Annotated in this window: 27 protein-coding genes; 12 read left to right on the top strand and 15 right to left on the bottom strand. The window is 71.8% G+C overall.

The features are described 5' to 3' along the window. Window positions 1-42: 42 nt before the first annotated feature. The 3 genes from SM573_RS05600 to SM573_RS05610 form a co-directional block, all read right to left on the bottom strand. Window positions 43-1,458 carry a PhoH family protein gene (locus tag SM573_RS05600; protein WP_474611724.1) on the bottom strand — a complete coding sequence of 472 codons (1,416 nt, stop codon included), beginning with the start codon at window positions 1,456-1,458 and terminating at the stop codon, window positions 43-45. 430 nt (window positions 1,459-1,888) lie between these two features. Next, window positions 1,889-2,224 (bottom strand): hypothetical protein, encoded by a 336-nt coding sequence (locus SM573_RS05605; protein WP_474611723.1) that lies wholly within the window; start codon window positions 2,222-2,224, stop codon window positions 1,889-1,891. Beyond that, window positions 2,221-2,565, bottom strand: coding sequence for a hypothetical protein (locus tag SM573_RS05610; RefSeq protein WP_474611722.1), 345 nt, complete (start codon window positions 2,563-2,565; stop codon window positions 2,221-2,223). The genes SM573_RS05605 and SM573_RS05610 overlap by 4 nt, the downstream gene beginning before the upstream one ends. Before the next feature lie 264 nt (window positions 2,566-2,829). On the opposite strand from SM573_RS05610, the gene SM573_RS05615 reads away from it, so the two are divergent. From SM573_RS05615 to otsB, 3 genes are all read left to right on the top strand, one after another. Beyond that, window positions 2,830-3,273: an XRE family transcriptional regulator gene (locus SM573_RS05615; protein ID WP_474611721.1), complete on the top strand. Its 444-nt coding sequence runs from the start codon at window positions 2,830-2,832 to the stop codon at window positions 3,271-3,273. A 162-nt stretch (window positions 3,274-3,435) separates the two neighbouring features. Then, window positions 3,436-3,789 carry a hypothetical protein gene (locus SM573_RS05620; protein WP_474611720.1) on the top strand — a complete coding sequence of 118 codons (354 nt, stop codon included), beginning with the start codon at window positions 3,436-3,438 and terminating at the stop codon, window positions 3,787-3,789. 70 nt (window positions 3,790-3,859) lie between these two features. Then, a complete protein-coding gene (gene otsB / locus SM573_RS05625) occupies window positions 3,860-4,684 on the top strand; it encodes a trehalose-phosphatase (RefSeq protein ID WP_474611719.1) in 825 nt (274 codons plus the stop codon). A 169-nt stretch (window positions 4,685-4,853) separates the two neighbouring features. Here otsB and SM573_RS05630 read toward each other — a convergent pair whose 3' ends face one another. From SM573_RS05630 to SM573_RS05645, 4 genes are all read right to left on the bottom strand, one after another. Continuing rightward, the gene (locus tag SM573_RS05630) at window positions 4,854-5,624 is read right to left on the bottom strand and encodes an isoprenyl transferase (protein ID WP_474611718.1); all 771 of its coding nucleotides are present in this window, start codon (window positions 5,622-5,624) and stop codon (window positions 4,854-4,856) included. 31 nt (window positions 5,625-5,655) lie between these two features. Continuing rightward, window positions 5,656-6,798, bottom strand: a complete 1,143-nt coding sequence (locus SM573_RS05635) for a geranylgeranyl reductase family protein (RefSeq protein ID WP_474615614.1) — start codon at window positions 6,796-6,798, stop codon at window positions 5,656-5,658. A 163-nt stretch (window positions 6,799-6,961) separates the two neighbouring features. Then, window positions 6,962-7,831: a hypothetical protein gene (locus SM573_RS05640; RefSeq protein ID WP_474615615.1), complete on the bottom strand. Its 870-nt coding sequence runs from the start codon at window positions 7,829-7,831 to the stop codon at window positions 6,962-6,964. Window positions 7,832-7,868: 37 nt separating this feature from the next. Further along, window positions 7,869-9,713, bottom strand: coding sequence for a phosphoenolpyruvate carboxykinase (GTP) (locus tag SM573_RS05645; RefSeq protein WP_474611715.1), 1,845 nt, complete (start codon window positions 9,711-9,713; stop codon window positions 7,869-7,871). A 453-nt stretch (window positions 9,714-10,166) separates the two neighbouring features. Here SM573_RS05645 and SM573_RS05650 point away from each other — a divergent pair, with 453 nt between their 5' ends. Further along, window positions 10,167-10,703: a GtrA family protein gene (locus SM573_RS05650; protein WP_474612054.1), complete on the top strand. Its 537-nt coding sequence runs from the start codon at window positions 10,167-10,169 to the stop codon at window positions 10,701-10,703. A 63-nt stretch (window positions 10,704-10,766) separates the two neighbouring features. Beyond that, a complete protein-coding gene (locus SM573_RS05655) occupies window positions 10,767-11,495 on the top strand; it encodes a GtrA family protein (protein ID WP_474611714.1) in 729 nt (242 codons plus the stop codon). 58 nt (window positions 11,496-11,553) lie between these two features. Here SM573_RS05655 and SM573_RS05660 read toward each other — a convergent pair whose 3' ends face one another. Then, window positions 11,554-12,126 (bottom strand): PH domain-containing protein, encoded by a 573-nt coding sequence (locus tag SM573_RS05660; RefSeq protein ID WP_474611713.1) that lies wholly within the window; start codon window positions 12,124-12,126, stop codon window positions 11,554-11,556. A gap of 100 nt (window positions 12,127-12,226) precedes the next feature. Continuing rightward, window positions 12,227-13,102, bottom strand: coding sequence for a biotin--[acetyl-CoA-carboxylase] ligase (locus tag SM573_RS05665; RefSeq protein ID WP_474615616.1), 876 nt, complete (start codon window positions 13,100-13,102; stop codon window positions 12,227-12,229). An 86-nt stretch (window positions 13,103-13,188) separates the two neighbouring features. Here SM573_RS05665 and SM573_RS05670 point away from each other — a divergent pair, with 86 nt between their 5' ends. Further along, window positions 13,189-14,772 carry an acyl-CoA carboxylase subunit beta gene (locus SM573_RS05670; RefSeq protein ID WP_474611711.1) on the top strand — a complete coding sequence of 528 codons (1,584 nt, stop codon included), beginning with the start codon at window positions 13,189-13,191 and terminating at the stop codon, window positions 14,770-14,772. A gap of 84 nt (window positions 14,773-14,856) precedes the next feature. Here the strand turns inward: SM573_RS05670 and SM573_RS05675 are convergent, their stop codons facing one another. The 4 genes from SM573_RS05675 to SM573_RS05690 are packed head-to-tail and all read right to left on the bottom strand — an operon-like array spanning window position 14,857 to window position 18,058. After that, window positions 14,857-15,717 carry a hypothetical protein gene (locus SM573_RS05675; protein ID WP_474615617.1) on the bottom strand — a complete coding sequence of 287 codons (861 nt, stop codon included), beginning with the start codon at window positions 15,715-15,717 and terminating at the stop codon, window positions 14,857-14,859. Continuing rightward, the gene (locus SM573_RS05680; protein WP_474611709.1) at window positions 15,710-16,210 is read right to left on the bottom strand and encodes a SigE family RNA polymerase sigma factor; all 501 of its coding nucleotides are present in this window, start codon (window positions 16,208-16,210) and stop codon (window positions 15,710-15,712) included. The genes SM573_RS05675 and SM573_RS05680 overlap by 8 nt, the downstream gene beginning before the upstream one ends. A gap of 60 nt (window positions 16,211-16,270) precedes the next feature. Then, a complete protein-coding gene (locus SM573_RS05685; protein ID WP_474615618.1) occupies window positions 16,271-17,263 on the bottom strand; it encodes a ketopantoate reductase family protein in 993 nt (330 codons plus the stop codon). A 51-nt stretch (window positions 17,264-17,314) separates the two neighbouring features. Continuing rightward, window positions 17,315-18,058, bottom strand: a complete 744-nt coding sequence (locus tag SM573_RS05690) for a M50 family metallopeptidase (protein ID WP_474615619.1) — start codon at window positions 18,056-18,058, stop codon at window positions 17,315-17,317. Window positions 18,059-18,262: 204 nt separating this feature from the next. On the opposite strand from SM573_RS05690, the gene SM573_RS05695 reads away from it, so the two are divergent. Beyond that, window positions 18,263-19,015, top strand: coding sequence for a GH25 family lysozyme (locus SM573_RS05695; protein WP_474611707.1), 753 nt, complete (start codon window positions 18,263-18,265; stop codon window positions 19,013-19,015). 88 nt (window positions 19,016-19,103) lie between these two features. On the opposite strand, the gene SM573_RS05700 is transcribed toward SM573_RS05695, so the two are convergent. Together SM573_RS05700 and SM573_RS05705 are read right to left on the bottom strand one after the other, a co-directional pair. Further along, complete coding sequence (locus tag SM573_RS05700; RefSeq protein ID WP_474611706.1) at window positions 19,104-19,346, bottom strand: hypothetical protein; 243 nt, start codon at window positions 19,344-19,346, stop codon at window positions 19,104-19,106. Window positions 19,347-19,434: 88 nt separating this feature from the next. Next, window positions 19,435-21,801 (bottom strand): serine/threonine-protein kinase, encoded by a 2,367-nt coding sequence (locus SM573_RS05705; RefSeq protein WP_474615620.1) that lies wholly within the window; start codon window positions 21,799-21,801, stop codon window positions 19,435-19,437. A 92-nt stretch (window positions 21,802-21,893) separates the two neighbouring features. Here SM573_RS05705 and SM573_RS05710 point away from each other — a divergent pair, with 92 nt between their 5' ends. From SM573_RS05710 to SM573_RS05730, 5 genes are all read left to right on the top strand, one after another. Beyond that, complete coding sequence (locus tag SM573_RS05710; RefSeq protein WP_474576109.1) at window positions 21,894-22,106, top strand: acyl-CoA carboxylase subunit epsilon; 213 nt, start codon at window positions 21,894-21,896, stop codon at window positions 22,104-22,106. 264 nt (window positions 22,107-22,370) lie between these two features. Then, entirely contained in the window at window positions 22,371-22,829 is a 459-nt protein-coding gene (locus SM573_RS05715; RefSeq protein ID WP_474611704.1) for a hypothetical protein, read from the top strand. Continuing rightward, the gene (locus SM573_RS05720; protein WP_474615621.1) at window positions 22,826-24,214 is read left to right on the top strand and encodes a hypothetical protein; all 1,389 of its coding nucleotides are present in this window, start codon (window positions 22,826-22,828) and stop codon (window positions 24,212-24,214) included. The genes SM573_RS05715 and SM573_RS05720 overlap by 4 nt, the downstream gene beginning before the upstream one ends. After that, complete coding sequence (mycP, locus tag SM573_RS05725) at window positions 24,211-25,395, top strand: type VII secretion-associated serine protease mycosin (protein WP_474615622.1); 1,185 nt, start codon at window positions 24,211-24,213, stop codon at window positions 25,393-25,395. Before SM573_RS05720 ends, mycP begins: the two co-directional genes overlap by 4 nt. A 304-nt stretch (window positions 25,396-25,699) precedes the next feature. Continuing rightward, on the top strand, window positions 25,700-26,356 hold the full coding sequence (locus SM573_RS05730) for a Maf family protein (RefSeq protein ID WP_474615623.1): 657 nt from the start codon (window positions 25,700-25,702) through the stop codon (window positions 26,354-26,356). The last annotated feature ends 5 nt before the right edge of the window (window positions 26,357-26,361 follow it).

The following is a 26,361-nucleotide window of genomic DNA, read 5'->3' on the forward strand; positions in this document are numbered from 1 at the left end:
GCGCCACAGAATTTATGTAGGCAAAAGCCCACTAACGGGTCATCACGTCGGGATGTCCTCCAGCAGGTCCGTCACCATTGCGGCGATCGGCGACCGCTCCGAACGGCTGAGCGTGACGTGCGCGAAGAGCGGATGGCCCTTCAACGCCTCGATGACCGCCGTCACCCCGTCGTGCCGGCCGACCCGCAGGTTGTCCCGCTGCGCGACGTCGTGGGTCAGCACGACCCGGGAGCCCTGCCCGATCCGGGAGAGCACGGTGAGCAGCACCCCGCGCTCCAGGGACTGCGCCTCGTCCACGATCACGAACGCGTCGTGCAGGCTGCGGCCCCGGATGTGGGTGAGCGGGAGCACCTCGAGCAGGCCTCTGGAGGTGACCTCCTCCAGCACGTGCTCGTGCACCACCGCACCGAGCGTGTCGAACACCGCCTGGGCCCAGGGCGACATCTTCTCCGACTCGGTGCCGGGCAGGTAGCCCAGCTCCTGGCCGCCGACGGCGTACAGCGGGCGGAAGACGATCACCTTTTTGTGCCGGCGACGCTCCATCACGGCCTCCAGGCCGGCGCAGAGGGCGAGCGCGGACTTGCCGGTGCCGGCCCGGCCGCCGAGCGACACGATGCCGACCGACTCGTCCAGCAGCAGGTCCAGAGCGATCCGCTGCTCGGCCGAGCGGCCGTGGACGCCGAACGCCTCCCGGTCGCCGCGGACGAGGCGCACCGTCTTGTCCGGCAGGACCCGGCCGAGCGCCGACCCCCGGGTGGAGTGGAGCACCAGCCCGGTGTGGCAGGGCAGGCCGGCCGCCTCGTCCACGTCGAGCGTCTCTCCGGCGTACAGCTGACCGATCTGCTCCTCGGTCAGTTGCAACTCGGCCATGCCCGTCCAGGTCGGGTCGCTGGCCTGGCCGTGCCGGTACTCGTCGGCGCGCAGGCCCACCGAGGCGGCCTTCACGCGCAGCGGCATGTCCTTGCTGACCAGCGTGACCTCCCGCCCCTCGGCGGCCAGGTTGAGCGCCACGGAGAGGATGCGGGCGTCGTTGCTCTCGTTGCGGAAGCCGGGCGGGAGGACCCCGTCGTCGGTGTGGTTGAGCTCCACCCGGAGCGTGCCGCCGAGGTCGTTGGCGGGCACCGGCCGGTCGAGCCGGCCGTGTCGCACGCGCAGCTCGTCGAGCATGCGCAGCGACTGCCGGGCGAACCAGCCCAGCTCCGGGTGGTGCCGCTTCCCCTCAAGCTCGGAGATCACCACGAGCGGTAGCACCACCTCGTGCTCGGCGAAGCGGTGGAACGCCGCCGGATCGGAGAGCAGCACCGAGGTGTCCAGGACGAAGGCCTGGCCGGCTGGTCGGGGCTCCTTGGCGTCGGCCGGCGCGCTGGCCGCCGTGCGGCGGCTCCGGGTGGCGCGGCGGGTCGTGGCAGTCGCGGCCGGGGTCTGGTCGGCACCGGCGGTGGTACGGCGAGTCGTCACAGGCCTGCTCCGGCGGATGTGCACCCGGCCATCCGCGTTCCGCCTCCTCCGGTGCCCGGGGACACGGGGTCGGATGCGGGCCCCGTGTGCGAGGATCGCAGGTCCGGGCTTGCCGGTTGGCCCGGGAGAACCCCGTGCCATGCCTAGACGCTAGCGGCGTACGGGCATCCCGGCTAGAGGTTGGCCGTGGCTCTCCGCCGACCGGTACATGAACAGCACGTCACAGCGGTAGCCGGCGCGATCGGGCGCGCCGGCTACCGAGCCGCGGGCGGCGGAGCCGGCCGGGATGCATGCCCCCTGCGCGCATCCCGGCCGGTGGGACCACCGTCACCGGTCTGACGTGGCCCCGACGGTGCGTGTCCGCCGCGGACGACGCACCGCGCCTGGTGCCGGTCGGCGGGGCGCGGCCGGGGCGCCTCCGCCGGCCGTCTCAACCGGTCCGTCTGACCAGGGTGCCGGTCGGGTGCCGCCCGGTGACCGGGGCGGCCGGCGCCGAGAACGACGAGCCAGTGTAGGTGGTGCCGGGACCGGCCACCGTCCCGCTCACCCGGATGGTGCTGGGCGGGGACGCGGCGAGCGCCGACGCGATGGCCGCCTGGGCGTCCCGACGGCGCCGGTTCCACGCGCCCCGGTCTCCGTCGAAGTAGCCCTGCCGGTAGCCGAACCGGTAGCCGATGCGGTAGCTCAACTGGCCGTGCAGCCGCCCGGCCGCGTAACTGGTCGCGCCGAGGACCAGCACGAGGAAGATCGCGAGGAAGGGGCTCATCGCTCCTCCGGCTCGGCCGAGGCGGGGTCCGGGAGCAGCAGCTTGTCCAGGTCCGCGGTGCCGATCTCCTCGACCAGCTCGACGCTGATCCGGCAGCCGTCGAGGACGACCTCCGCCACCGACGACCGGCGGATCTCCCCGCCGGCGTCGTAGACCCGCACGCTCAGCTCCGGGCAGCCGAGGTGGGTACGCCAGGCGTCCCACTCGGTCCGGTCGCCCACGCTCAGCGAGAGGTAACGGCAGCCCCGGGCCAGATAGAGGCGCCAGGGGGCGCTCAGGCCGGCGGCGACGCCCTCGGCGATCAGGCCGAAGGCCTGGGCACGCGTCGCGAGTTCGGTCACCACACCCCCCTCGCACCGGGGGCGTGACGCATGTGAGCACCAGTCGTCTCAGGCACGTGACACACCGTAGGATGTCCCATGGACGTGACAGTATCAGCTTTTCGTCCGTTTACGCCGACACCTACGGTCATCTATTCTGCCCGCGTGATGCCCCTCAGAAGCGGTGCTGGATCGTTTACCGGAAATCCGAGCACCCCGTCACGTTCGCGTGACAACCGCGTGCCAGGGTCGGCGTCCCGAGTCGACTGGTCGTACCGTCACGAGGTGACCGAGACCGCCAACGCACGGAAGATCGCATTCGCCACCTTCGTCCGCCGCGCGCTCGACGAGGCGCGGGCGACACGGGCCTGGAGTGGCACAGAGGTCTCCCGACGCACCGGCGTCTCCCGGCAGACGATCAACCGGTGGGTCCGCGGCGACTGGGCGAGCGATCCGGAGGCGGAGCGCGTGGTCGCCTTCTGCGAGGGCCTGGGCCTGAATCCCGCCACCGCCTTCGCCGCGCTCGGCTGGGACCGGACCGCCACCGCCCCGCGCGGCAACGAACCCGCCCCGCCGATGGACCCGGACGTGGAGGCGTTGCTGCGCCGGCTGGTGGATCCGAACGTGTCGGACGCGGAGAAGTTCCACATTCGCGAAACCATTCGATACCTCGCTTATCGCCCGACTCTCCCGGTCGATGTCCGTAAACGGGGTAAACAGGCCGGGTAGTTCCTCAGATAGCGAAAGAACGGCAGGTCAGACTCTTTCGTTTCGCTCCGGGGCAGGAACGGGCACGCTAGCGTCCGTATTCGTACTGCTTGGGCTCGTCGTCGGCGGGGGGACGGGACAAGGCCGAACCCAGCCCTGCGGGACAGAAGGAGGGGTCTTTTCATGACCCTGAAATGGTTGGCAGTCGTGGTGGCCACCGTGTCCATGACACTGTGCGTCACAGGTAACGCGGTGACACTCGTGGTCGACGGCGGGCAGCTTCCCCTGCTCGTCAATCTCTTCGCGCTCACCGCCGCCGGCACCGCGGTGGTTCTCGCCGTACTGGCCGAGCTGCACGAGCGGATGAACGACCGGGTCAGTGCGCTCACCGAGTTCCTGGTCGCGCGGTTGAACGAGATCGAGTCACGCGCCGGCGACCGCAACACCGGGTTCGTGGAGGGCTACCTGCTCAGCCACGGCCAGGAGGCGGCGGTCGTGCCGTTCGGACGGCGGGAGCGGGGAGCCGCCGAACGGTGATCCACCGCCCGAGCCGAGGGGCCACGCTCGGCCACGATTGAGCCGCCGAAGCCGGGGTACGCTGACGCGCGTGCCGCCGTTGAACTTGGGCAACCAGCAGCCAGGGACCCCGTTGAACGCCGACGAGGCCTGGCGGACCACCGCCGACCGGGCATCCGGGACGGTGCTCTTCTTCGACTTCGACGGCACCCTCGCGCCGGTCGGCGACGACCCGACCGCGGTCCAGCCCGCACCGAAGGTGCTGGCCGCGATCGAGGCGCTCGCTCCCCTGGTGCGCCGCATCGCGATCGTCTCCGCCCGACCGGTGGACTTCCTCCGTGACCGCCTCGGCGGCCTCGCCGGGGTGGATCTCTACGGTCTCTACGGCCTCGAGCACAGCCACTCGGGCGGCGAGACGGTGACCGAGCCGGCCGCGCTGCCCTGGGTGCCCACCATGGCCGAGCTGGCCGACCTGGCCCGGGCCGAGCTTCCGCTGGGCACGCTGGTCGAGTTCAAGAGGCTGTCGGTGGCGCTGCACTGGCGCACCGCGCCACAGCTCGGCGAGGCGGTGCAGGAGTGGGGCCGGGCCCAGGCCGACCGCCTCGGCCTGCGGGTGCAGGGTGGTCGCATGGTGCTGGAGCTCAAGCCGCCGGTCGACCGCGACAAGGGCATGGTGATCGGCGAGGTCATCCAGGGGGCGCACGCCGCCTGGTACTTCGGTGACGACGTCTCCGACATCAAGGCCTTCGCGGCGCTGCGGGCGCGGGCGGCCGCCGACCCCGACTTCTTCGGGGTGTGCGTCGCCGTGAACAACCCGGAGACCGGCCAGGAGGTCGCGGACGCCGCCGACCTCACCATCGACTCCCCCGCGGCGCTGGGCGACTTCCTCACCGAGGCGACCAACCGCCTCACCTGACGGCCCCCGCTCCCAGGCCCCCACCCCGCACCGGCCCTCAGCCCCGGTCGCGTCGATCATGCACTGGTGGCACCTCACAAAAGCCACCGAAGGGGCGATCCGGGCGCCACAACTGCGTGATCGACGAGAAGGGGCGGGCGGAGAAGGGCGGCCGGAAGAAGGGGGCGGGTCAGGCGCCGTAGCGGCGTTGGCGGTTGGCGTACGAGCGCAGCGCGCGGAGGAAGTCGATGTGGCGGAAGTCGGGCCAGTTCAACTCGCAGAAGTAGAACTCGGAGTGCGCCGACTGCCACAGCATGAACCCGGACAGACGCTGCTCCCCGCTGGTGCGGATCACCAGGTCCGGGTCGGGCTGCCCACGGGTGTAGAGGTGCTCCGCGATGTGCTCGACGTCCAGCTCCTCGGCCAGCTCCTCGATGGTGCCGCCGGTCGCGGCGTGCTCCAGCAGCAGCGAGCGCACCGCGTCGATGATCTCCCGCCGCCCGCCGTAGCCGACCGCGATGTTGACCTCGGCCCCGCCGCTGCGCCCGCGGGTGCGCTCCTCGGCCGCCTTGAGGGCGGCCGCGGTCTGCGCGGGGAGCAGGTCGAGCGCGCCGACCATCCGCAGCCGCCAGGGGTTGCCCTCCTCGGCCAGCTCCACCACCAGGTCCTCGATGATCTGGAGCAGGGGATCCAGCTCGCTGGCCGGGCGGCGGAGGTTGTCGGTGGCCAGCAGGTAGAGGGTGACGTGCTCGATTCCGGCCTGGTCGCACCAGCCCAACACGTGCTTGATCTTGGCGGCGCCGACCCGGTGCCCGTCATTCGGGTCGACGTACCCCATCTCCCGGGCCCACCTGCGGTTGCCGTCGCACATGACGCCGACGTGCCGGGGCACCGGCTTGCCGACGAGCTTCGCCTTGAGGCGTCGCTCGTACACGGAGTAGACAAGGTTCCGCACAGACATCACCTAGCAGCGTAGCGACCTGCCGGCGGGATCAGCGCCGCGGAGCCTCATCCCGGCCCGGAAGACCAATGCCGATCATCACGAGGGTACGCGCGTCCAGCCGTCCGTCGCCCAGGCCCAGCTCCACGACGCCCCGGTAGACCCGCTCGTCCCGCCGGGCCGCACGGACCGCCGCGTCGACCACCCGACGGTGCCGGGCCAGCCAGGCCGCGACCGAGCTGTGCCGCAGGTGGGTGCCGAGCCGCCGGCGCAGGGAGTGGGCGTACCGGCGGGCGGCCTGCGCCGGCGCCGCGGCGGCGGCGGCGCCCGCCAGCGCTCCGGAGAGCAGGGCGTAGAAGATCCCCTCGCCGGTGAACGGGTTGATCAGCGACAGCGCGTCACCGGCCAGCACCACCCGCCCCCGCCCGGGTGGCGGACGGTGGGTCGACAGCGGCAGGTGATGGGCGCGGAGCGCCTCGACCGTCGCCGGGTCGATCTCCGGGAGCAGCGACGCGAGCCGGTCGAGGAGGTACGCGCGGGTCAGCGGCTCGCCCCGCAGCACCTCCCCGTACCCGACGTTCGCCCGCCCGTCGCCGATCGGGAACGACCAGGCGTACGCCGGCCAGCGCGCCTGCGAGGTGACGATGAGCTGTTCCGTGGGGCCGGGGAGTGCCGGCGCGTACCCCCGCATGGCCAGCGCGAGGTGACGGTCGGGGTTCACGGGGTTCCCGAGCGCCCGCCGCACGACGGAACCGGCGCCGTCCGCGCCGACCACGGCCCGGGCGGTCAGCTCCCCGTCGAGGACGACGACGTCGTCGCGCTGCTCCACCTGGCGCACGGTGTGCCGCCGCAGCTCCGCCCCGGCCGCCACCGCTGCGGCGACCAGCCGGGCGTCGAAGACCGTCCGCGGCACGGTGTACGCGGGCCGGGGCAGCGGCCGGGCCACGCTGCCGCCGCCCGGGCCGACCAGCCGCAGCGCCGGCAGCGGCGGGTAGCCGGCGACCGCGTCCGGCACGCCCAGCTCGGCGAGGACGTCCAGGGTGTGCGCGGCGATACCGTCCCCGCAGGCCTTGTCCCGGGGGAAGTCGGACCGGTCGAGCAGGAGCACCCGGGCACCGGCCCGCCGGGCCGCCAGGGCGGCGGCCGATCCCGCCGGGCCGGCCCCGACCACCACCACGTCGAAGTCGTCGCTCACCGCGTCCTCCTCCGGCAGTCACCCGAGGCACCGGGTCGGCTCGCCCCGTGGGCCCATCCTGCCCCGTCCACGCGCGGGAGCACGGTCACCGCACCGGGCTTCCTCCCCGATCGCCCACCGATCGGGAGGCTCGGGGCGGTCGGGGCCGCCGTGGACGTCGGGATCAACCGGGTGGGGGCGGTGGGGCGGCCCGCTCGGCCCGGCCGGCGCGCCAGACGCCGTACAGGGCCACCCCGGCGGCGACGACCAGCGGCCCGCCGTCGCGGACCAGCCCGTCCACGCCGAGCAGCCACCGGCACAGCGGCAGGTCGACGGCGAGCACGAGCACCGTGACCACGACCAGCAGACCGCGGGCCCAGCGGCGGCCACGCAGGAGGAAGGCCGTGCAGAACAGCACCGCGTAACTCGCGGCGATCCCGGCGCCGATCCAGGCCAGCACGGCCGGGACGGCGATCAGCCGCCCGTCCAGCGCCGCTCCCACGGCGACCAGCGCCGGCACGAGCATGAGCGGGCTGTACGTGAACGCCGCCGCGCGGCTCGTGAGCAGCCAGCCGCTGACCTCCGGGCGGCGCGGCGGAACCTCCCGCCAGGAGACACCGGAGCGGCCGATGACCAGCCGGGGACGGTGCCGGACGAGGTGGCCGGCCAGCGCCGGTGAACGGTAGAGGAGCCAGACCACGGCCACGCAGAGCCCCGTGAGCAGGGCGAAGCCGAGGACACCGGGCAGCGGCGGGACGCCGGCCCGGGGCACGACGAGCCGCCCGACGGCGAAGACCGTGGTGACGGCGAGGATCAGCCCGAACGGGCGGGCGACCGTCCGACCGCGACGGACGTGCCCGATCAGCACCAGGAAGCCGAGCGAGCGCAGCATCGCCCAGCCCGTCCGCACCGCGAAGCCGACGCCCTGCTCCGGGGCGTACCACCAGTTGAGCAGCTCGACCGCGACGGTGGCCGCCGCGGTCACCGCGAGCAGCGCGGTCAGCGCCCGGACGGCGGACGGCCGCCGGACCTCGGTCTCGGCGGCCGTCCTCATGGGATCCGATGATGCCCCGCCACGGGGCGGCGTACACCTATCGCTGCGGCTGCTCCGCGTCGAGCCGGGCGCGCAGGGCGTCCAGCTCGGCCCAGAGGACCCCGGGCAGCTTGTCGCCGAACTTCTCGAACCACTCGGTGACCAGCGGCAGCTCGTTGCGCCACTCCTCCGGGTCGACCTTCAGCGCGATCCGGACGTCCTCCGGCGTCATGTCCAGGCCCTCGACGTCGAGCGCGTCGGGCGCCGGCACCATGCCGATGGGCGTCTCGACCGCCTCGGCGCGCCCCTCGATGCGCTCGACGATCCACTTGAGCACACGGGAGTTCTCGCCGAAGCCGGGCCAGAGGAAGTTGCCCTCCGGGTCCTTGCGGAACCAGTTGACGTAGTAGATCCGGGGCAGCTTGGACTCGTCGCCGTCGGCGCCCTTGCCCATCTCGATCCAGTGCCGGAAGTAGTCACCGGCGTGGTAGCCGATGAACGGCAGCATGGCCATCGGGTCGCGCCGGACCACACCGACGGCGCCGGAGGCGGCCGCCGTGGTCTCCGAGGAGAGCGTGGCGCCCATGTAGACGCCGTGCACCCAGTCGCGCGCCTCGGTCACCAGCGGGATGGTGTCCCGCCGCCGGCCACCGAAGAGGATCGCGTCGATCGGCACGCCGTTCGGGTCGTAGTAGTCCTCGGCCAGGATCGGGCATTGGGTGATCGGGGTGCAGAAACGGCTGTTCGCGTGCGAGGAGAGGCTGTCGCTCTCCGGCGTCCAGTCGTTGCCCTTCCAGTCGATGAGGTGGGCCGGCGGCTCGCCCATCCCCTCCCACCAGATGTCGCCGTCGTCGGTGAGGGCCACGTTGGTGAAGATGGAGTTGCCCCGGTCGAGCGTCCGCATCGCGTTGGCGTTGGTCTTCCAGTCGGTGCCGGGCGCGACGCCGAAGAGGCCGTACTCCGGGTTGACCGCGTAGAGCCGGCCGTCCGGGCCGAACCGCATCCAGGCGATGTCGTCGCCGATCGTCTCGACCTTCCAGCCGGGAATGGTCGGTTCGAGCATGGCCAGGTTCGTCTTGCCGCACGCCGACGGGAAGGCGCCGGCGATGTGGTAGACCCGCCCCTCGGGCGAGGTGATCTTCAGGATCAGCATGTGCTCGGCGAGCCAGCCCTCGTCCCGGCCCATCACGCTGGCGATCCGCAGCGAGTAGCACTTCTTGCCCAGCAGCGAGTTGCCGCCGTAACCGGAGCCGTACGACCAGATCTCACGGGTCTCCGGGAAGTGCGAGATGTACTTGGTCTCGTTGCACGGCCAGGCCACGTCCTTCTGGCCGGGGGCGAGCGGCGCGCCGATCGAGTGCAGCGCGTGAACGAAGTCCGCGTCGGTGCCCATCGCGTCGAGGATCTTCCGGCCCATCCGGGTCATGATCCGCATCGAGGCCACCACGTACGGGCTGTCGGTGATCTCCACGCCGAACATGGGGCTTTCCGCCTCGACCGGCCCCATCACGAACGGAATGACGTACATGGTGCGGCCGCGCATCGAACCCCGGTAGAGGTCCGTCATGACGCGCTTCATCTCGGCCGGGGCCATCCAGTTGTTGGTGGGGCCGGCGTCCGCCTCGTCCACCGAGCAGATGAAGGTGCGCTCCTCGACCCGGGCCACGTCGGTGGGGTCGGTACGGGCGTAGAACGAGTTCGGCTTCTTCTCCGGGTTCAGCCGGATCAGCGTGCCGGCTTCCACGAGCTCGTCGGTGAGGCGGCGCCACTCCTCGTCGGACCCGTCCACCCAGACCACCCGGTCGGGTGTGGTCAGTTCCGCGACCTCACGAACCCAGGCGAGCAGTTTCGGATGGGACGTCGGGGCCTGATCGATACCCCGAACAGTAGCCGGAGCAACCATGACACATCTCCTTGTGGTCGACGCTGACCGATCTATGGGATGCACGAGTCTCGGCGGGCGGGAACCGCTGCGCCTTCGTGGAAACCTGGGATTGGCCTCAGCGTAAACCGGGCAGCCTCCCCAGTCAGTGGGACTGGTTGTGAAGAACTGCACAAGGTACGGCCACGCTGCGGCATCGCGATCTGATACCCGTTTTTGCGCGCAGTTTCACGCAAATCCTGCGGTGAACCTCTCGCTCGGGGATCGGCCGGCGATCGACCGGCGCGTTCCGGACGCGAACCGCCGGGGCGTACGGCTTCCACCGATCCGGCCCGGATCCGTGGTCCACCCGATTACGCTCTGTTCATGTCCAGCACGGCCGCCGCGGGTTCCGGCGAGGCGGGCCGTGCCTGCTCGCCGTTGCTCCCCGTGCCGTCCGCTCCGAGCCGGTAAGCTCGCCGGGTGGCCGTGACCATGACGGGAGAGCAGGAAAGCTCTCAACAGACCCGGAGAGGTCTGATCGGCGCGCTGCTCGACCGTTTCGGCCACCTCATCCGCGAGCTGAGCAAGTTCGCGACCGTGGGCGGCATCGCCTTCCTGATCGACTTCGCACTCTTCAACTACCTGGCCTTCGTCCAGGGCGCGGAGCAGGTCACCGCGAAGATCATCTCGACGGTCCTCGCCGCCACCATCGCCTTCCTGGGCAACCGCTTCTGGACGTGGCGACACCGCCAGCGCAACAACCCCGCGCGCGAGTACGCTCTCTTCTTCTTCTTCAACGGCGTCGGCCTGGGCATCGCGGTCGCCTGCCTCGCGATCAGCCGCTACGGGCTGGGCAGCCTCTGGCCGGAGGTGTTCCGGACCCCGCTCGCCGACAACATCGCCAGCTTCGTCGTCGGCACCGGGCTCGGCACGCTGTTCCGGTTCTGGTCCTACCGGCGGTTCGTCTTCCCCGAAGCGGGAACCCCAGCGGTGCCGGAAGTGAAGCACGACCGAGACCACGGGGCGTGACCTGCCGCCCATCCCGTCCGGCCGGAACCTGCCGGCCCAACTCACTGCCCTAAGGTGTTCCGCATGCGTCTTGTCCGTCTGCTGCCCGAGCGCTGGCAGAAGTTCATCCACGAGGCGCTCAAATTCGGCATCGTTGGTGGCATCAACACCGTCATCAATTACGCGGTGTTCAATGCGCTGGCACTGACCGTTTTTGTCGACGGTCAGCTGAAGGCGACGGTCATCGCCACCGTGGTGGCGACGATCACCTCGTATCTGATGAATCGTCACTGGACGTACCGGGATCGGCCGAAATCGGCCCTCCGTCGCGAGTACGCCCTGTTCTTCCTCTTCAACGCCACCGGCCTGCTCATCGAGCTGGGCGTGCTGGCGGCCGCCAAGTACGGCCTCGGCGTGACCAGCCTGTTGGCCCTGAACGTCGCCAAGACGGCCGGTGTCCTGCTGGCCACGATGTTCCGCTTCTGGTCCTACCGCACGTTCGTCTTCCAGCCCGCGCCCGCGGCGGCGGCGAAGGAAGAGAAGACGTGGCACAGCATCCCGCGGGACGAGTGGGACACGATGGCCGAGATGGACCCGGTCGCCGAGCTGGCCGAGTCGGTCTCCGAGCTGGAGGAGGCCGAGTCGTCGGGCAGCGACCAGAGCCGCCCGGCCGGGACGCCCACGAACGGCAGGCTGACCCCGCCGGCCCAGAAGCGGCTGGCCGGGCTCGACCCGGGCTTCGCCGACGCCGACCTGGACGCGGAGCTGGCCGCCCAGCTCGAACCGATCACCCCGCCCAGGCCCCGCCGCTGAGCCCACCCCGGCCGCGTCTCTGCGCCAGCGGGCGGGGTGGCTCAGGTCGCGGGCCCGGTCAGGCGGAAGGGTCGCGCAGCGGCTTGCCCTCGCGCATGTCCGCCAGGATCTCCCGCATCTCGCCGTCGCCCAGCGAATGCTTGTCGTGCTGCTCCTCGACCAGCTCGTACAGCTTCGTCTGCACCTGGCCGACCCCGGGCACGTCGGCGAGGACCGTCTGGCCCCGCTCGCCGGCCGACTCGATGGTCAGCGTGCCGCAGCCCAGCAGCCGCTCGACGAACCGCTGGCTCATGGCGTGGTCGTTCACCCGGGTGAGCGGGATGTCCCGCCGGTCCCGAGAGAAGACACCGTGCTGGAGCAGCACCCGCTCGTTGGTGAAGAGGTAGTGGGTGGTGCGCCACACCAGGAACGGCCAGAGCGCGAACCAGATCACCGCCACCAGGGCGAGCGCACCGATCACGGCCAGCCCGATGGACCCGCCCGTACCGGAGGGGAGCAGGACCGCGCCGGCCACCACCGCGGCGACGGCCAGCACCAGCACCACGACCGGCCGGATCAGGGCCTTCCAGTGCGGGTGCAGGTGCAACACGACATGCTCGTCCGCGGTGAGCACGTCTTCAGGGAACGCCACGCGAACCTCCTCGCAGAAACGGACGCGGTGACCGTAACCGGTCGCCGCACATCCGACCATCCGCCGCGCGGTCGGGCGTCACCGGCCCCACCGATCCCGTTCAGCGCAGGTGCAGGACGTCCCCCGCGGCCAGGTGGCGTGTCCCCTCGGACGTCTCGACGATCAGCTGACCGTCGGGGTCCACGCCGGTCGCCGTGCCGGTCAGCTCCGCCCCGTCGGGCAGCAGCACCCGCACCGGCCGGTCGATCGTGCCGCAGGCCGCCACGTACGCCTCCCGCAGGCCGCTCGCGACCGCGTCCCCGCCGGCCGTGCGCCAGCGGTCGTACCAGTCGGCGAGCGAGCGCAGCAGCGCCCGCAGCAGCGGGTCCCGGTCGGTGGCCGCGGCCCCGGCGAGCTGGAGCGAGGTGGCCGGCAGACCGGTGGGGTTCGCCGGCAGCTCGGTGGCCCGCACGGTGACGTTGAGCCCGATGCCGATGACGATGGCCGGTGGCTGGGCCGGCGAGGCGCCGGGCACCGCCTCGGCGAGCACCCCGGCGCACTTCGCGCCGTCGATCAGCAGGTCGTTGGGCCACTTCAGCGCGGCGTCCAGCTCGGCCAGGCGGGCCACCGCCTCCACCAGCGCGACGCCGGCCAGCAACGGCAGCCAGCCGTACCCGGTAGCGGGCGCGGCCGACCAGCCGCGCTCCGGCACGGCCAGGCCGGGGCGGAGCAGCACGCTGGTCGCGATGCCGGCGCGCGGTGGCGACTGCCACACCCTCCCCCGCCGCCCACGCCCGGCGGTCTGCCGCTCGGCGACCACCACGAGGCCCTCGGGTTCACCGGCGCGCGCGGCCTCCGCCGCGTCGGCGTTGGTCGAGCCGGTCTCGGCCCGCAGCTCCAGCCGGGCCCACGGGCCGTACGGGGCGACCAACGCCCGGCGCAGCCGCGCCGCCGACAGCGGCGGGCGGTCCAGATCGGTGTACGGGGAGCCCGGCATCCCGCCAGCCTACGGGCCGGGCCGGCGGCGGGTACTGAGGTGTACTGCACAGCGGCCCGCCGCTGAACCATCGTTATATTCCCTGGGTGACTACCGAGACCGGGATCAACACCCACACCACGTCGGGCAAACTGGCGGACCTGGAGCGCCGGGTCGACGAGGCGGTGCACGCCGGATCGGCGCGGGCGGTCGAGAAGCAGCACGCCCGGGGCAAGAAGACCGCCCGGGAGCGCATCGAGATGCTGCTCGACGAGGGCTCCTTCGTCGAGCTGGACGAGCTGGCCCGGCACCGGTCGACCAACTTCGGGCTGGAGAAGACCCGCCCGTACGGCGACGGTGTCGTGACCGGCTACGGCACGGTGGACGGCCGGCAGGTCTGCGTCTTCGCCCAGGACTTCACCGTCTTCGGCGGCTCCCTCGGCGAGGTCTTCGGCGAGAAGATCGTGAAGGTCATGGACCTCGCCATGAAGATCGGTTGCCCGGTCATCGGCATCAACGACTCCGGTGGCGCCCGCATCCAGGAGGGCGTGGTCAGCCTCGGCCTCTACGGCGAGATCTTCTTCCGCAACGTGCGCGCCTCGGGCGTCATCCCCCAGATCTCGCTGGTCATGGGCCCGTGCGCGGGTGGCGCGGTCTACTCACCGGCCGTCACCGACTTCACCGTCATGGTCGACCAGACCTCGCACATGTTCATCACCGGCCCGGACGTCATCAAGACGGTCACCGGCGAGGACGTGGGCATGGAGGAGCTCGGCGGCGCCCGCACCCACAACACCCGCAGCGGCAACGCGCACTACCTCGCCAGCGACGAGGAGGACGCGATCGAGTACGTGAAGGCGCTGCTGTCGTACCTGCCGTCGAACAACCTCGACGAGCCGGTCGTCTACGACGCGCCGGCCGACCTGGACGTCACCGACACCGACCGGGAGCTGGACACGCTGATCCCCGACTCGGCCAACCAGCCGTACGACATGCACCGGGTGATCGAGCACGTGCTGGACGACGGGGAGTTCCTGGAGGTCCAGCCCCTGTACGCGCAGAACATCGTCGTCGGCTACGGCCGGGTCGAGGGGCGTCCGGTCGGCGTGGTGGCGAACCAGCCGATGCACTTCGCCGGCACCCTGGACATCGCCGCCTCGGAGAAGGCCGCCCGGTTCGTCCGCACCTGCGACGCGTTCAACATCCCGGTGCTGACCTTCGTGGACGTTCCCGGGTTCCTGCCCGGCACCGGGCAGGAGTGGGACGGCATCATCCGTCGGGGCGCGAAGCTCATCTACGCGTACGCCGAGGCCACGGTGCCGAAGGTCACCGTGATCACGCGGAAGGCGTACGGCGGGGCGTACGACGTGATGGGCTCCAAGCACCTCGGGGCGGACCTGAACTTCGCCTGGCCGACCGCGCAGATCGCGGTGATGGGCGCGCAGGGTGCGGTGAACATCCTCTACCGCTCGGAGCTGGCGAACGCCGAGGACCCGGCGGCGCTGCGCGCCGAGAAGATCACCGAATACGAGGACACCCTCGCCAACCCGTACGTCGCCGCCGAGCGCGGGTACGTCGACTCGGTCATCCCGCCGCACGAGACCCGGACCCAGATCGTGCGGGCGCTGCGGGTGCTGCGCACCAAGCGCGAGACCCTGCCGCCGAAGAAGCACGGCAACATCCCGCTGTAGCCGAGATCCGCGCACCTTCGGCGGTGTCGCCTCCCGAGGGCGGGAGAGCCTGCTCTCTCCGAAGGTGCGCGGATCGACGGGCGCTCAGCAGCCCGGGTTGGCCGCCTGACACATCCGCGCCGCGGCCACCACGGCGAGCTGGAGCAGCTCGGACTCGGTGGCGGACCGCCCGAGGCCGAGCACGGCCACGAGGTCACCGACCCGGATGACCGCCCGGTAGGTCGGCTGCGGCTCGTCGCCGTACGTCTCACCGGTCTTCACGTCGCGCGGCCGGGACGCGACGTGCCGCACCATGGCGGCGTCGTCGCCCGCGAAACCGCGCCGGACGATCCGCCACTCGTGCACCGCCTCCGCCGTGCCGGCCCGCCCCTCCCACTCGTACGGCCCGACGCTGCGCCACTGGGCGCACGGGGCGACGACCTGGTCGAGGTCGGCGAGGAACGCCCTGGCGCCCTCCGGTGTGAGCCGGTAGACGTCCTGCATCGCCAGGACGTCACCGGCGAGGTCGACGCCGTCGGCCCGCTCGCTGAGGAGAGTCTGCGAGCGCGACCAGCGGGACGGCCAGGTCTGCGACAGCCCCTTGCTCGTCCGACAGGCTTCGAGCAGGTCGTCGATCCGGATGGGTTCCGCGAGCCCCGAGCCGGTGAGCTGGGTGTCCGCCGACGCCAACCCCAGGTCGGCCGGCCGGAGCAGAGCCTCCGATGTGATCTCGGCCCGGGGGGACGCGGCCGGGCCGGGTGCGGCGACCGGGGGGGTCGAGGAACGATCGGGACCCATCAGGGCGACGGCGCCGGTCCCCGCGAGGGCGAGCGCCACGGTGGCGGCCAGCATGGTCCGCCGGCTGCGTCGCCGGGCGGTCGCCCGGATCTCGGCCGGCTCCGGCCACCGCACGTCGCGCAGGTCCCGCTGGACCCGTTCGACGAAGCGCGGGTCGTGGTCACGCATCGGCGGCCTCCTCCAGGTCAGAGACGGCGAGCAGCCCGGCGAGCGCGGCGCGCCCCCGGGAGAGGCGGGCCTTGACGGTCCCGACCGGGGCCTCGGTCTCCCGGGCGACCTCGGCGACCGGCATGCCGAGCAGGTAGTAGAGCGCGATCGCGGTGCGCTGCTCCTCGGGAAGACGCCGCAGCGCGGCGACCACGTCGACGGTCTCCGTGCCGGGCGGTGGGGCGGTCTCGACGGCGCCGTGGCGCAGGTACGCCCGCGCCCGGCTCCGCAGGCTCCGCCACCGGCTGACCGCGATCCGCGTGGCCACCACCCGCGTCCACGCCTCGGGGTCCTCGTAGCCACCCACCGTCGACCACCGCTGCCAGGCCCGGATGTACGCCTCCTGGACCGCGTCCTGCGCCTCGGCGAGGTTGCCGGTGAGCACGTAGACGAACCCGAGCAGCCGTTGCCGGCTGCCCCGGTAGAACTCGTCGAAGCCTTCGACGTCGGGCACCTGCTACCTCCCCCGTGGCTCGCAGGAGACACGCGCCGGAGGCTCCCCACGGTTGCCCGGTCAGCCGAGCATTTTCGTCAACTCGGCCTCGGGGAACTCCCCGGCCGGGATCCGCTCCCGCGCCGCGCGCCGGACCGCCCGCTGCACCGCGGCGTTGACCGGCGTGTCGACGCCGTGCAGCCGGCCCAGCAGCACGATCTCACCGTTGAGGTGGTCGGTCTCGACCGAGCCGGTGCCCCGCGCCAGGCTCTGCCAGGTGGACCCGCCGGCCCGCTGCGCACCGCCGACCGGGCGGTGCTGCACGAGGTCGCCGCGGTCGTCGGCCTCCTCCGCCCGGGTGGTGTGCGCGACGCCGGCCGCGGCGAGCACCGCCTCGCCCTCGGCCCGGATCCGCTCGGCCAGGTGCTCCGGGAGATCACGACCGAAAAGCGCCTGGAGCCCGTTGCCGAGGTTGCCGAGCAGCTTGCCGTACTTCCAGCGCATCACGTCCGGCCGCACCGGGGCGACGAAGCCGGCGGCGGTCAGGTCGGCGGCCACCGCCCGGTCGGTGTCGTCCGAACCGGACGGGTAGCGGCCGAGGTGGAGCATCCCCGGGTGCGGGTGACCGTTGGCCACCACCACGCCCGGTTCGAGATGGGTGGCGGGGAGCCAGACGCACACGCCGTGGACCCGGGCGAAGAGTCGCAGGGCGGCCGGCTCGTTGGCGACCCCGTTCTGCGCCGTGAACAGCGGCAGCCGCTCACCCGCGGTACCGCCACCGGCCACGGGCGCGTCCACCCAGGCGGCGAGGGCCGCGGCGGTGTCCTGCGACTTGACGGTGAGCAGCAGCACGGTGTCGGCCGGCAGCGGTCGCCCGTCCGGTCCGTCCACCGCGGGCAGCCGTAGGGTCTGCTCCTGCTCCGGCTGTCGCAGGGTGAGCCCACGCTCCCGGATCGCCGCGAGGTGCCCGCCCCGCGCCACGAGCGTCACGTCGTGCCCGGCGGCGGCCAGCCGCCCGCCGATGGTCCCGCCGACCGCGCCGGCCCCAATGATCACGTACCGCACGCCGCTCATTCTGCCCTCCACGTCCGCCCTCCCTTGCCGTCGCGGTCAAGGGGTGGGATGTCAGAGGGTGGGCAGGGGGGTTTCCAGGAGGGGGTTGGCCAGGAGGACGGCGCCCAGGGCCAGTACGGCCAGGTTGACGAGGGCGAAGACGGCGACCCAGAAGAACGCCGGGAACGGGGTGAGTCCGGCGAGCTGGTCGGCGTCCGAGGCGGGCATCCGGCCCCGGGACCGCAGCCGTTGCAGCTCGACCACCGGCCGTACGCCGCCGAGCAGCAGGAACCACACCCCGGTGTACGCGAACGCCGCCTGGACCTGGGGCGAGGCGTACCAGGAGACGGCGAGCACCACACCACCGGTGACCAGGAGCGACACCACGCCGAAGGCGTTGCGGATCATGACGAGCATCGCCAGCAGCAGGACCACGGCCACCCACAGCAGCAGGGTGATCCGGTTGCCGCCGAGCAGCCACGCGCCGGCCAGCCCGACCAGCGGCGGGGCGACGTAGCCGGCGAGCAGGGTGAGGATCATGCCCGGTCCGGTGGGCCGGCCGGCGGAGAGGGTCAGCCCCGAGGTGTCCGAGTGCAGCCGGATGCCCCGGAGCTTCCGTCCGGTGAGCAGGGCGACCAGCGCGTGCCCGCCCTCGTGCGCGATGGTGATCGCGTTGCGGGCGACCCGCCAGGGCAGCCGGGTCGAGACCACGAGCAGCGCGGCGAGCCCGGTCAGCAGCACCAGCAGCGGCGGCGGGTCCGGCTGCGCGCCGAACAGCCGGTCCCAGAGGTCGGTCAGCCCGTCGAACGACACCATGGGGCGCGAGCCTACCGGTCCGTCGCGTCCGGACGTCGAGACCGATACCGATCGTCACGTGACGTGATCCACCGAACACGCACGGTCCCGGCGAAGGCCCGCCACCCGGTCGACGATGAAAATTTCTTTAGGCACTCTTGCGACCTTGGGCGGATACCTCCAATGATTTACATCAATCGATTACCCCCGGTTGGAGGCACCCCCATGACCCCCAGATCGCCGCTGCGCCGGTTCCTCGCGGCCGGCCTCACCGTCCTCGCCACCGCGGCCGCGACGCTCGTCGCCACCGCCGGACCCGCCGCGGCCGCCACGGTCCCCGGCATCGACGTCTCGCACTACCAGGGCTCCATCAACTGGACCAGCGTCCGCAACGCCGGCATCCAGTTCGCCTTCATCAAGGCCACCGAGGGCACGAGCTACAAGGACCCGCAGTTCAACACCAACTACGTGGCCGCGTACAACGCGGGCGTGATCCGCGGCGCGTACCACTTCGCCCGGCCCAACATCTCGTCCGGCGCGGTCCAGGCGAACTACCTGGCGTCCAACGGCGGCGCCTGGTCCGCCGACAGCCGCACCCTGCCCGCTGCGCTGGACCTGGAGGCGAACCCGTACAGCGGCGGCTACTGCTACGGCCTCAGCACCACCGGTATGCGCAACTGGGTGCAGGACTTCCTCAACACCTACCGCTCACGCACCGGCCGCTACGCGGTCATCTACACCACCACCAGCTGGTGGAACCAGTGCACCGGCAGTTGGAGCGGCCCGTGGGGCAACCACCCGCTGTGGATCGCCCGCTGGGCCAGCGCGCCCGGCACCCTGCCGGCCGGCGCCCCGTTCTGGAGCTTCTGGCAGTACACCAGCACCGGCAGCGTCCCCGGCATCAGCGGCAACGTCGACCGCAACTACTGGAACGGCGACCGCACCCGGCTGATCGCCCTGGCGAACAACACCGCCTGATCCCGCGTGGCAGGTGGCGGCAGCGGGGTCGACTGTCACCGTACGGTCGACAGACGGTCCGGCTGCCGCCACCGCGGCGTGTGCGGGATCAGGCCCGTCGCCGGTCGCCCACCGGCACCGCGACCCGGGCCGGCAGCGCCTCCTCGCGGACCAGCGCGCCGCGCCGGGAGACCAGCCAGGCGCCCACCCCGGCGACGGTGACGGCCACGACGCTGAACAGCGCGACAAGCGCCGGGATCCCGACACTGGCCAGGAGCAGGACCGCGTCGCCGAGCGCGACGAGCATCCACAGTGCGATCCGCGGCCGGGTGTCCCTCCGTCGGTAACCCATGTCGTACCTCCTTCCGTCGTCCGGCTCCAGATACCCCGGACGGGGGGAGGTCATGCGAGCGCCACTCGCACCTGCGCGAATCCCGCGGTCAGTCCTGCCGGTCCGGCACGAACTCGCGGAAGATCATCTCGAAGTTGGGCAGCTGGGCGTTCCAGTCCTTGTCCGCGACCTCCCAGCGCAGGGCGAAGCCCCGGTTGCTGGCGGTCACGAAGCCACGGTTGCGGACGTGGATCTGCGTGCCGTCCCGCCGCTCCAGCCAGTCCCAGTCCGCGCAGGTCCTCCAGCGACAGTCGATCGACCGGATGCCGAGGAGCCGGTAGTTGCTCACCAGGTTCTTCCGGGCCGGCTCGATGTCCCGCCAGGCCTGCTCGGCGTCCGATCCCGGGCGGTCCGTCCGGTCGATGGTCAGCTCGCCGACGCCGTTCGGGTCCTCGTACTTGACCCAGGTGCCCCCGGCGCTGCGGGTCCACCCGTCCGGCACCGGCAGGTGGAAACCGACCGGGTCCCGGCGAAGCGTCCACCCGGGCGGCAGGCCGGCACCCGGGGAGGTACTCGCCGACGGGCTGGCGCTCGGAGTCACACTCGGCGCGCCGCTGGTCGGGGGCGGGGCGGCGGGCGCGGAGGTCTGCGGCGCGGTCGCCGACGCCGACGCGACGCTGCTGTTGCCGGCCTGCGGCGTATCACCGCCCTCGGGGTCGTCGCCGCTGCTCAGCAGCGGCACGACCACCGCGAGGCCGATCAGGAGTACGGCCACCAGCGCGCCGACGAGCAGGTTGCGCCGCTTGTGGTCGGTCGTCGTGGTGGCGACCGCCGGGATCGACGCCCGCCCGGTCGGGGCGGCCGCCGGAGTCGCCGGCAGCAGGGAGGTCGGGGCGGGTCGACGCGGCTCGGGTGCCGTCGCCTCGGGCCGCCGCTCGGCGGCCGGCTGCGTCCGCGTCGACCCGGCCTGGTCGGCGGCCCTCTCCACCGTGGCGGTCGACCCGTCGGCCTCGGTCGTGGTCCCGGCCTCGGTCGTCGGGCCGGCGGCCGCCTTCTCAGCCGTGTGGCCGGCGCTCGTGGCCGGCTCCCCGGCGCCGCTCGTGTCGGCGTCCGCCTCGGCAGCCCGGCCGTCGACCGTCGTGGCCGGGTCGGCGTCCACACCGACCGCCCGGCCCTCGACCGTCGTGGTCGGTTCGGTGACCGCCCCGACCCCCCGGCCGTCGACCGTCGTGGTGGGATCGGCGTCCGCCCCGACGGCCCTGCCGTCGACCTTGGTCGTGGCGTCGTCGCCGGCCCCGGCGGTCGAGGCTTCCACCTTCGCGGTCGGCTCGGCGTCGGAGGTCGGACGGTCGGCCTTCGGCTCCGTGCCGGTCGTCGGCGGCTCGACCTTCGCGGTCGGCGCGGCGTCCACCGCGGACGCCGGCCGGTCCACCTTCGCCGTCGGCGCGGCGTCGGCCGACACCTTCGCGGTGGCGTCCGCCGCGCCCGCCATGGCCGCGCCACGCACGGTCGACGGGGTGCGCGGCGTCGGTGGAGTGACCGGCGGAGCGGACGGTTCGGCGGGTCGCGGTGCCGGCAGGACGGTCGGGCGGGGCACGCGCGGACCGTTCGGCCCCGGCCGGCGTACGCCTTCGAGCAGCGAGATGCCCCGTGAGCGCCGACCGTTGGCGCGGCGTAGCAACCGCTCCGCCGTCTCGGCGTTCATCCGCTCGCTCGGGTCCTTACGCAGCAGGCCCTGGAGCACCGGCTTGAGCGGGCCGGCGTTCTTCGGCGGCGGCAACGGCTCGGTGGCCAGCGCCGCGAGCGTGGCGATCGCCGACGGCCGGGCGTACGGCGACTTGCCCTCCACCGCCGCGTAGAGCGTGGCGCCCAGCGACCAGAGGTCGGCCTCCGGCCCGGCGGTGCCGTCGCGTGCCCGCTCGGGTGCGATGTAGGCGGGCGAGCCGAGCACCATGCCGGTGCGGGTGACGTTCGGGTCGCCGGGGATCGTCGCGAGACCGAAGTCCGTCAGCACCACGCGCCCGTCGTTGCCGAGGAGCACGTTGCCCGGCTTGACGTCGCGGTGCATCACACCGGCCTTGTGCGCGGCCTTCAACGCCCCCAGCACGCCGAGACCGATCTCGATCGCCTGGGCTGGCGGCACCGGGCCGGACTCGGCGAGGGTGTCCTGCAACGACTTCGACGGGACGTACTCCATGACGATCCACGGATCGCCGTCGGTGCGCAGCACGTCGAAGATGCGGACGACGTTGATGTGGTTGAGGCGGGCGATGGCCCGCGCCTCCCGCAGCGAGCGCTCCCGCATCTCGCGCCGCTCGTCGTCGGTGAGGCTGGGCGGCGGGACCAGTTCCTTGATCGCCACGTCGCGGTGCAGCACCTCGTCGCGCGCCTTCCACACCCGACCCATGCCACCCTGACCGAGCGGCGAGATGAGCCGGTATCGGTCAGCGACGAGTTGGGGAAGCGCGTTCGACATCGCAGAGACGGTACCCGGCGACGCCGACAGGCACACCGCCGGCACGCCACAGTGCGGCGAAGGTCAACTTCCCGGGCGCGTACGCTGGCCGCATGTCTGCCGAAGAGCCGCTGTTCCGGGTCGTCCGCGGGGTCCCCACCGCCGAGGAACTGGCCGCGCTGGTGGGCGCGATCGTCACCCGGTCCCGGCCCGCCGCCGCACCCGCCCCCGTTCCGGCGTCCGCCTGGGCGCGCAGCGGACGGCCGACCGGTGGCGGCATCGCCGCCGGGCCCGGGGCGTGGCGGGCCTCCGGCCTGCCTCACTGAGCCCTCGTCACGCCGGCCGGCCGAGCGCTCGGGCCTGGGGCGCTGTCGCATGCGGCCGGCGCCCCCGTCGTCACACGTGGGTCGCGCGGGCAAGCCTCAGTTCTGCCTGGTCGCGCCCGTCTGAATGAGATCGGTGCGCCTCCGTCGGGGCACGCCCGTCCAGCGGCGGTCGCGGCGGATCCCACTCGTCGTGGGGCTGCCAGGGTGGCTGGGAGCCGTTAACCTCACTCAGGGAAACGGTGCGGTGACGGTATGGGAGGGTCGATGATCCCTGAGGAGGATCGCCCCGCGGCGTGGCTGAGCGGGAACGGCGCGATCGACGCCGACATCCGGCAGCTGCGGGAGTTCGCCGACCGGCTCGCGGCCGAGGTGGAACGCAACTACGCGCCGCACCTGTCGCACATCGCCGAGGATGTGACGGCCCCACTGCCCAACCCCTGCGACGCCTTCATCGAGCTGGTCCACTTTCTGCAGGCGCACCACGAGACCCAGCAGGCCAGCGTCGACATGGTCTGGGGCGTGTGCGGGGCCACCGGTCACCTCGCCGCCGCCGCGGGCACCATCGCCGAGCGGTACGCCGACACCGACGCCTTCTCCGCCGCCCGCGTCGTCGACGTCGAGCACGCCCTCGCGGACCCGCGCATGGTCACGTCCGCGGGCACACCGCCGGTCGTGCTGCGGGATCCCACCGCGGCCGAGACCGGGCCGGTGGTGCTGCCATGATCGAGCGGGGCGGCGGCCGCACGTCCGGCCTCACGGACTGGCACCTGATGGACGTGGACAGCATGTGGGCCTGCCTTCAGGACCACGACACCACCAACCACTGGAAGCAGGTCGCCGGCTGGCGCAAGATCTGCGACCTGGCGCAGACGCACCTGAGCCGACTCCAGCAATACCGGCGGGGCCTCGCCGAGGCCTGGCCGCCGGCCACAAACGAGGCCGCCCGCGCGTACCTCGCCCAACTCGACGAGCTCATCGAGAAGGTGCGGCGCACCCACGACGCCGCCGCCACCAATTACACGGCGCTCGCCGCCGCCACGCAGGCCATCGGCGGCACGCGCGCGCGGCTGGAGAAGATTCACCAGGAGTACGCGGCCAAGCTCCAGCAGAAGCAGGCGTACGAGGCGACGGCGGCCGACCCGAAGGCCGCCATGGGCAGCCGCGTACCGGACCGTCCGGTGACCGACGCCGATCTGGAGCAGTTGAACGTCCAGGCGCGCGGCATCATGTACGGCCTCAGCGCGGAACTCCAACAAGCCCAGGTAACGCTCCGCCAGCCCCCTCCACCGACAAGGCCGCCGCAACAGGAGGGCAACCCTGACGTCTACGGCACTAGTTCGGCACCAATTATCCCCCCAATCGTTCCGGTGACGTACGACGCTACTAATCGACCTCAACCAAGGTTTCCAGAAAGCGCGGACACCCGACCGCCCGGGACGCCCTCCACATCCAACTCGGGGCCAGTACTCGGCGGCGCTGGCATCGGCGCGGCTCCTCGCCTCGATCCAGCGCAGGTGACGGGATCGGTCCCTCCGGGTCCCCCCAAAGGCCCGGAATCTACAATTGGCCACCTGCCAACAACATCACACCGGCTGCCAAATTACAGTCCATGGTCGCCGCCGTTAAGACCCGGCGATTCACCAAGTCCTCTCGGCCGAAGCAATGCTCCCAACGTAAATCCGTCTGCTCCACGTGCTCCACAATCTCCGGTGCCACATGGAGGGGTAATTGGGGGTACTCCAGGCGCGATCACGGGCCATCCAACCGCCAATTCGCAGGCACGTCGAATTAATCCGATCGGCGGATTGATCGGTGGCGGCAATGCAGGTACGGCACCAACGGGCGGGGCCGGCTCTCGCCCAGGGGGTAGTCGCAGCTTCGGTAATCCCCCCGCTGGCATTTCGCATGCTGCCGGGCCAACCAGCACCGCTACGCGAGCCGGATTAAACCGGGATCGAACTTCGGAGCAGGGTGCTGGAAGCAGCGAACACCGAACCTGGAACCCTGATGAGCCATGGGTAGTTGACCCTGGTGTTCCTCCCGTCCTCGAGCCGCCGGAGGAAAACGGCCCCATCGACCCAGGCCCGGCCATCGGTACGAACCGTTGAACACTCGCGCGACGACCGCTGCACTTGCGTTATTAACAGCACTCACCGCAATCTGCTTGCCCGTTAAGCCAACCTCGGCACAAGAGCCGGCTAATCTCGACTACGCAACCACGAATCCCATTCGAAGAAACCAGTGGCACTTGAGCTTCCTCCGCATCTCGGAAGCCCATAAGATTTCCCGAGGCGCTGGTGTAGTAGTCGCCGTTCCAGACACCGGCGTCGACAAGCATCCTGATTTGCGAAGGAACCTGCTGCCAGGAGTCGACATAATCCCGGGTGGATCAGGGACCGGCCAGCAAGACAGAGATGGCCATGGGACGTCGATGGCTGGCCTTATCGCTGCCCACGGACAGAGCGGCGACACCGGGGCACTCGGGGTTGCACCCCAGGCAAAGATCCTTCCGATATACGATTCGCCACCCCAGCACGATGGCCAACCCGATGCACTAGCACAGGCCGTCGAATACGCGATTGAACACAAGGTCGGCATCATCAGTGTCTCTAGTGGAGGTGGCACTACTCCACGTCTTCGGCAAGCGATCCAGACTGCCCTCGCCTCAGACATCGTTGTCGTAGCAAGCGCAGGGAACTTGCCCTCAGATGGCACTGTCGCTTTTCCGGCGTCCGAGGAAGGCGTTATAGCCGTCGGTGGTGTGGGGCGATCGGGGGACCATGCGGACGTTTCCGTTACCGGACCAGAAGTCGACGTGGTCGCGCCGGCAGTGGATATCTACAGCACCAGCTACGACGGGAAGTACTCGAAGGGCACGGGGACATCGGGTGCTACGGCGATCGTGGCCGGGGCTGTGGCGCTCATCCGATCCAAGTACCCGCACCTTCCCGCGCGGGAGGTCGTACACCGGTTGACCGCCACAGCGGTCGACAAGGGGCCACCCGGGCGCGACGACGAGTACGGCTACGGGGTCATCGACATCGTGGCGGCGCTGACTGCGGACGTACCACCGCTGGGTTTTGAGTCGGCGACGGCGAGCGCGCCGGCGGGCGACGCGAGCACGACGGCTGGCGCGGATCCGACCGGAGACGAGGGTGCCAGCGATCAGGCCGCCACAATCCGAGGGCTGGTCACGCTCGGTGTGATCGTGGCGGGCGGGGTGACCTGGGCCCTCATCGCCCGGCGGCGGCGACGCAGCGACGACCCTCCGCCCCGAATCAGCCACTGAACTGCGTCATGCGCACGGTCACCCGTGGAGGCAACCACTTCAAGGAAGTAGTTCCCTCCCGCGGCCGGAGGCCACTACTTCCCTGACGTTGCGAGGCGGTGACGCGCGGAGGCCACTACCTCCCTGACGTTGCGAGACGGTCACACGAGACGGTGACGCGGCGAGACCACCTTCCTGCGCGGGCCACCGAGAGCCGCGGGGCATCGCAGGAGCACCGGGAACCGCGCGAGGCACCGCACCCGCTGGCGCGGCCGCCGCGAGCCATCGTGTGGGCGGGGGTCCGGCAGCCGGTAACGTCAGCGGGGTGCGTGACCAGTTGCCGCTCCGCCTCGTGCTCGCCTCCGCGAGTCCCGCCCGCCGCAAGATCCTTCAGGCCGCCGGCGTCGAGCCGGACGTGCTGGTCAGCGGCGTCGACGAATCCCAGGTGGTCACCGACCGGGCAGACCTGCTCTGCCTGGAACTGGCCCGGCTGAAGGCGCAGGCGGTGCTGACGCGGCTGCGGCCGGCCGCCGACGAGCGCACTCTCGTCATCGGCTGCGACTCGGTGCTCGAGTTCGACGGGGAGACGTACGGCAAGCCGGCCGACGCCGCGGACGCCACGCGGCGCTGGCACCGGATGCGTGGCCGCAGCGGGGTGCTGCACAGCGGGCACTGCCTGATCGACGCGACGGCCGGGCGGCGGGCCGAGGCGGTCGCGTCCACCGTCGTGCACTTCGCCGACATCAGCGATCAGGAGATCGAGGCGTACGTCGCGACGGGTGAGCCGCTTGCCGTGGCCGGTGCCTTCACGATCGACGGGTTGGGTGGCCCGTTCCTGGAGCGGATCGAGGGGGATCCGAGCACGGTCGTCGGCCTCTCACTGCCGCTGCTGCGTCGCCTGCTCGCCGAACTCGACCTGCGGATCACCGACCTCTGGACGAAGGTCGCGCCGGGGGGCCAATCCGTCGAGCCGCTCGGTTAGCGTCC

This window comes from Micromonospora xinjiangensis (assembly GCF_056150165.1).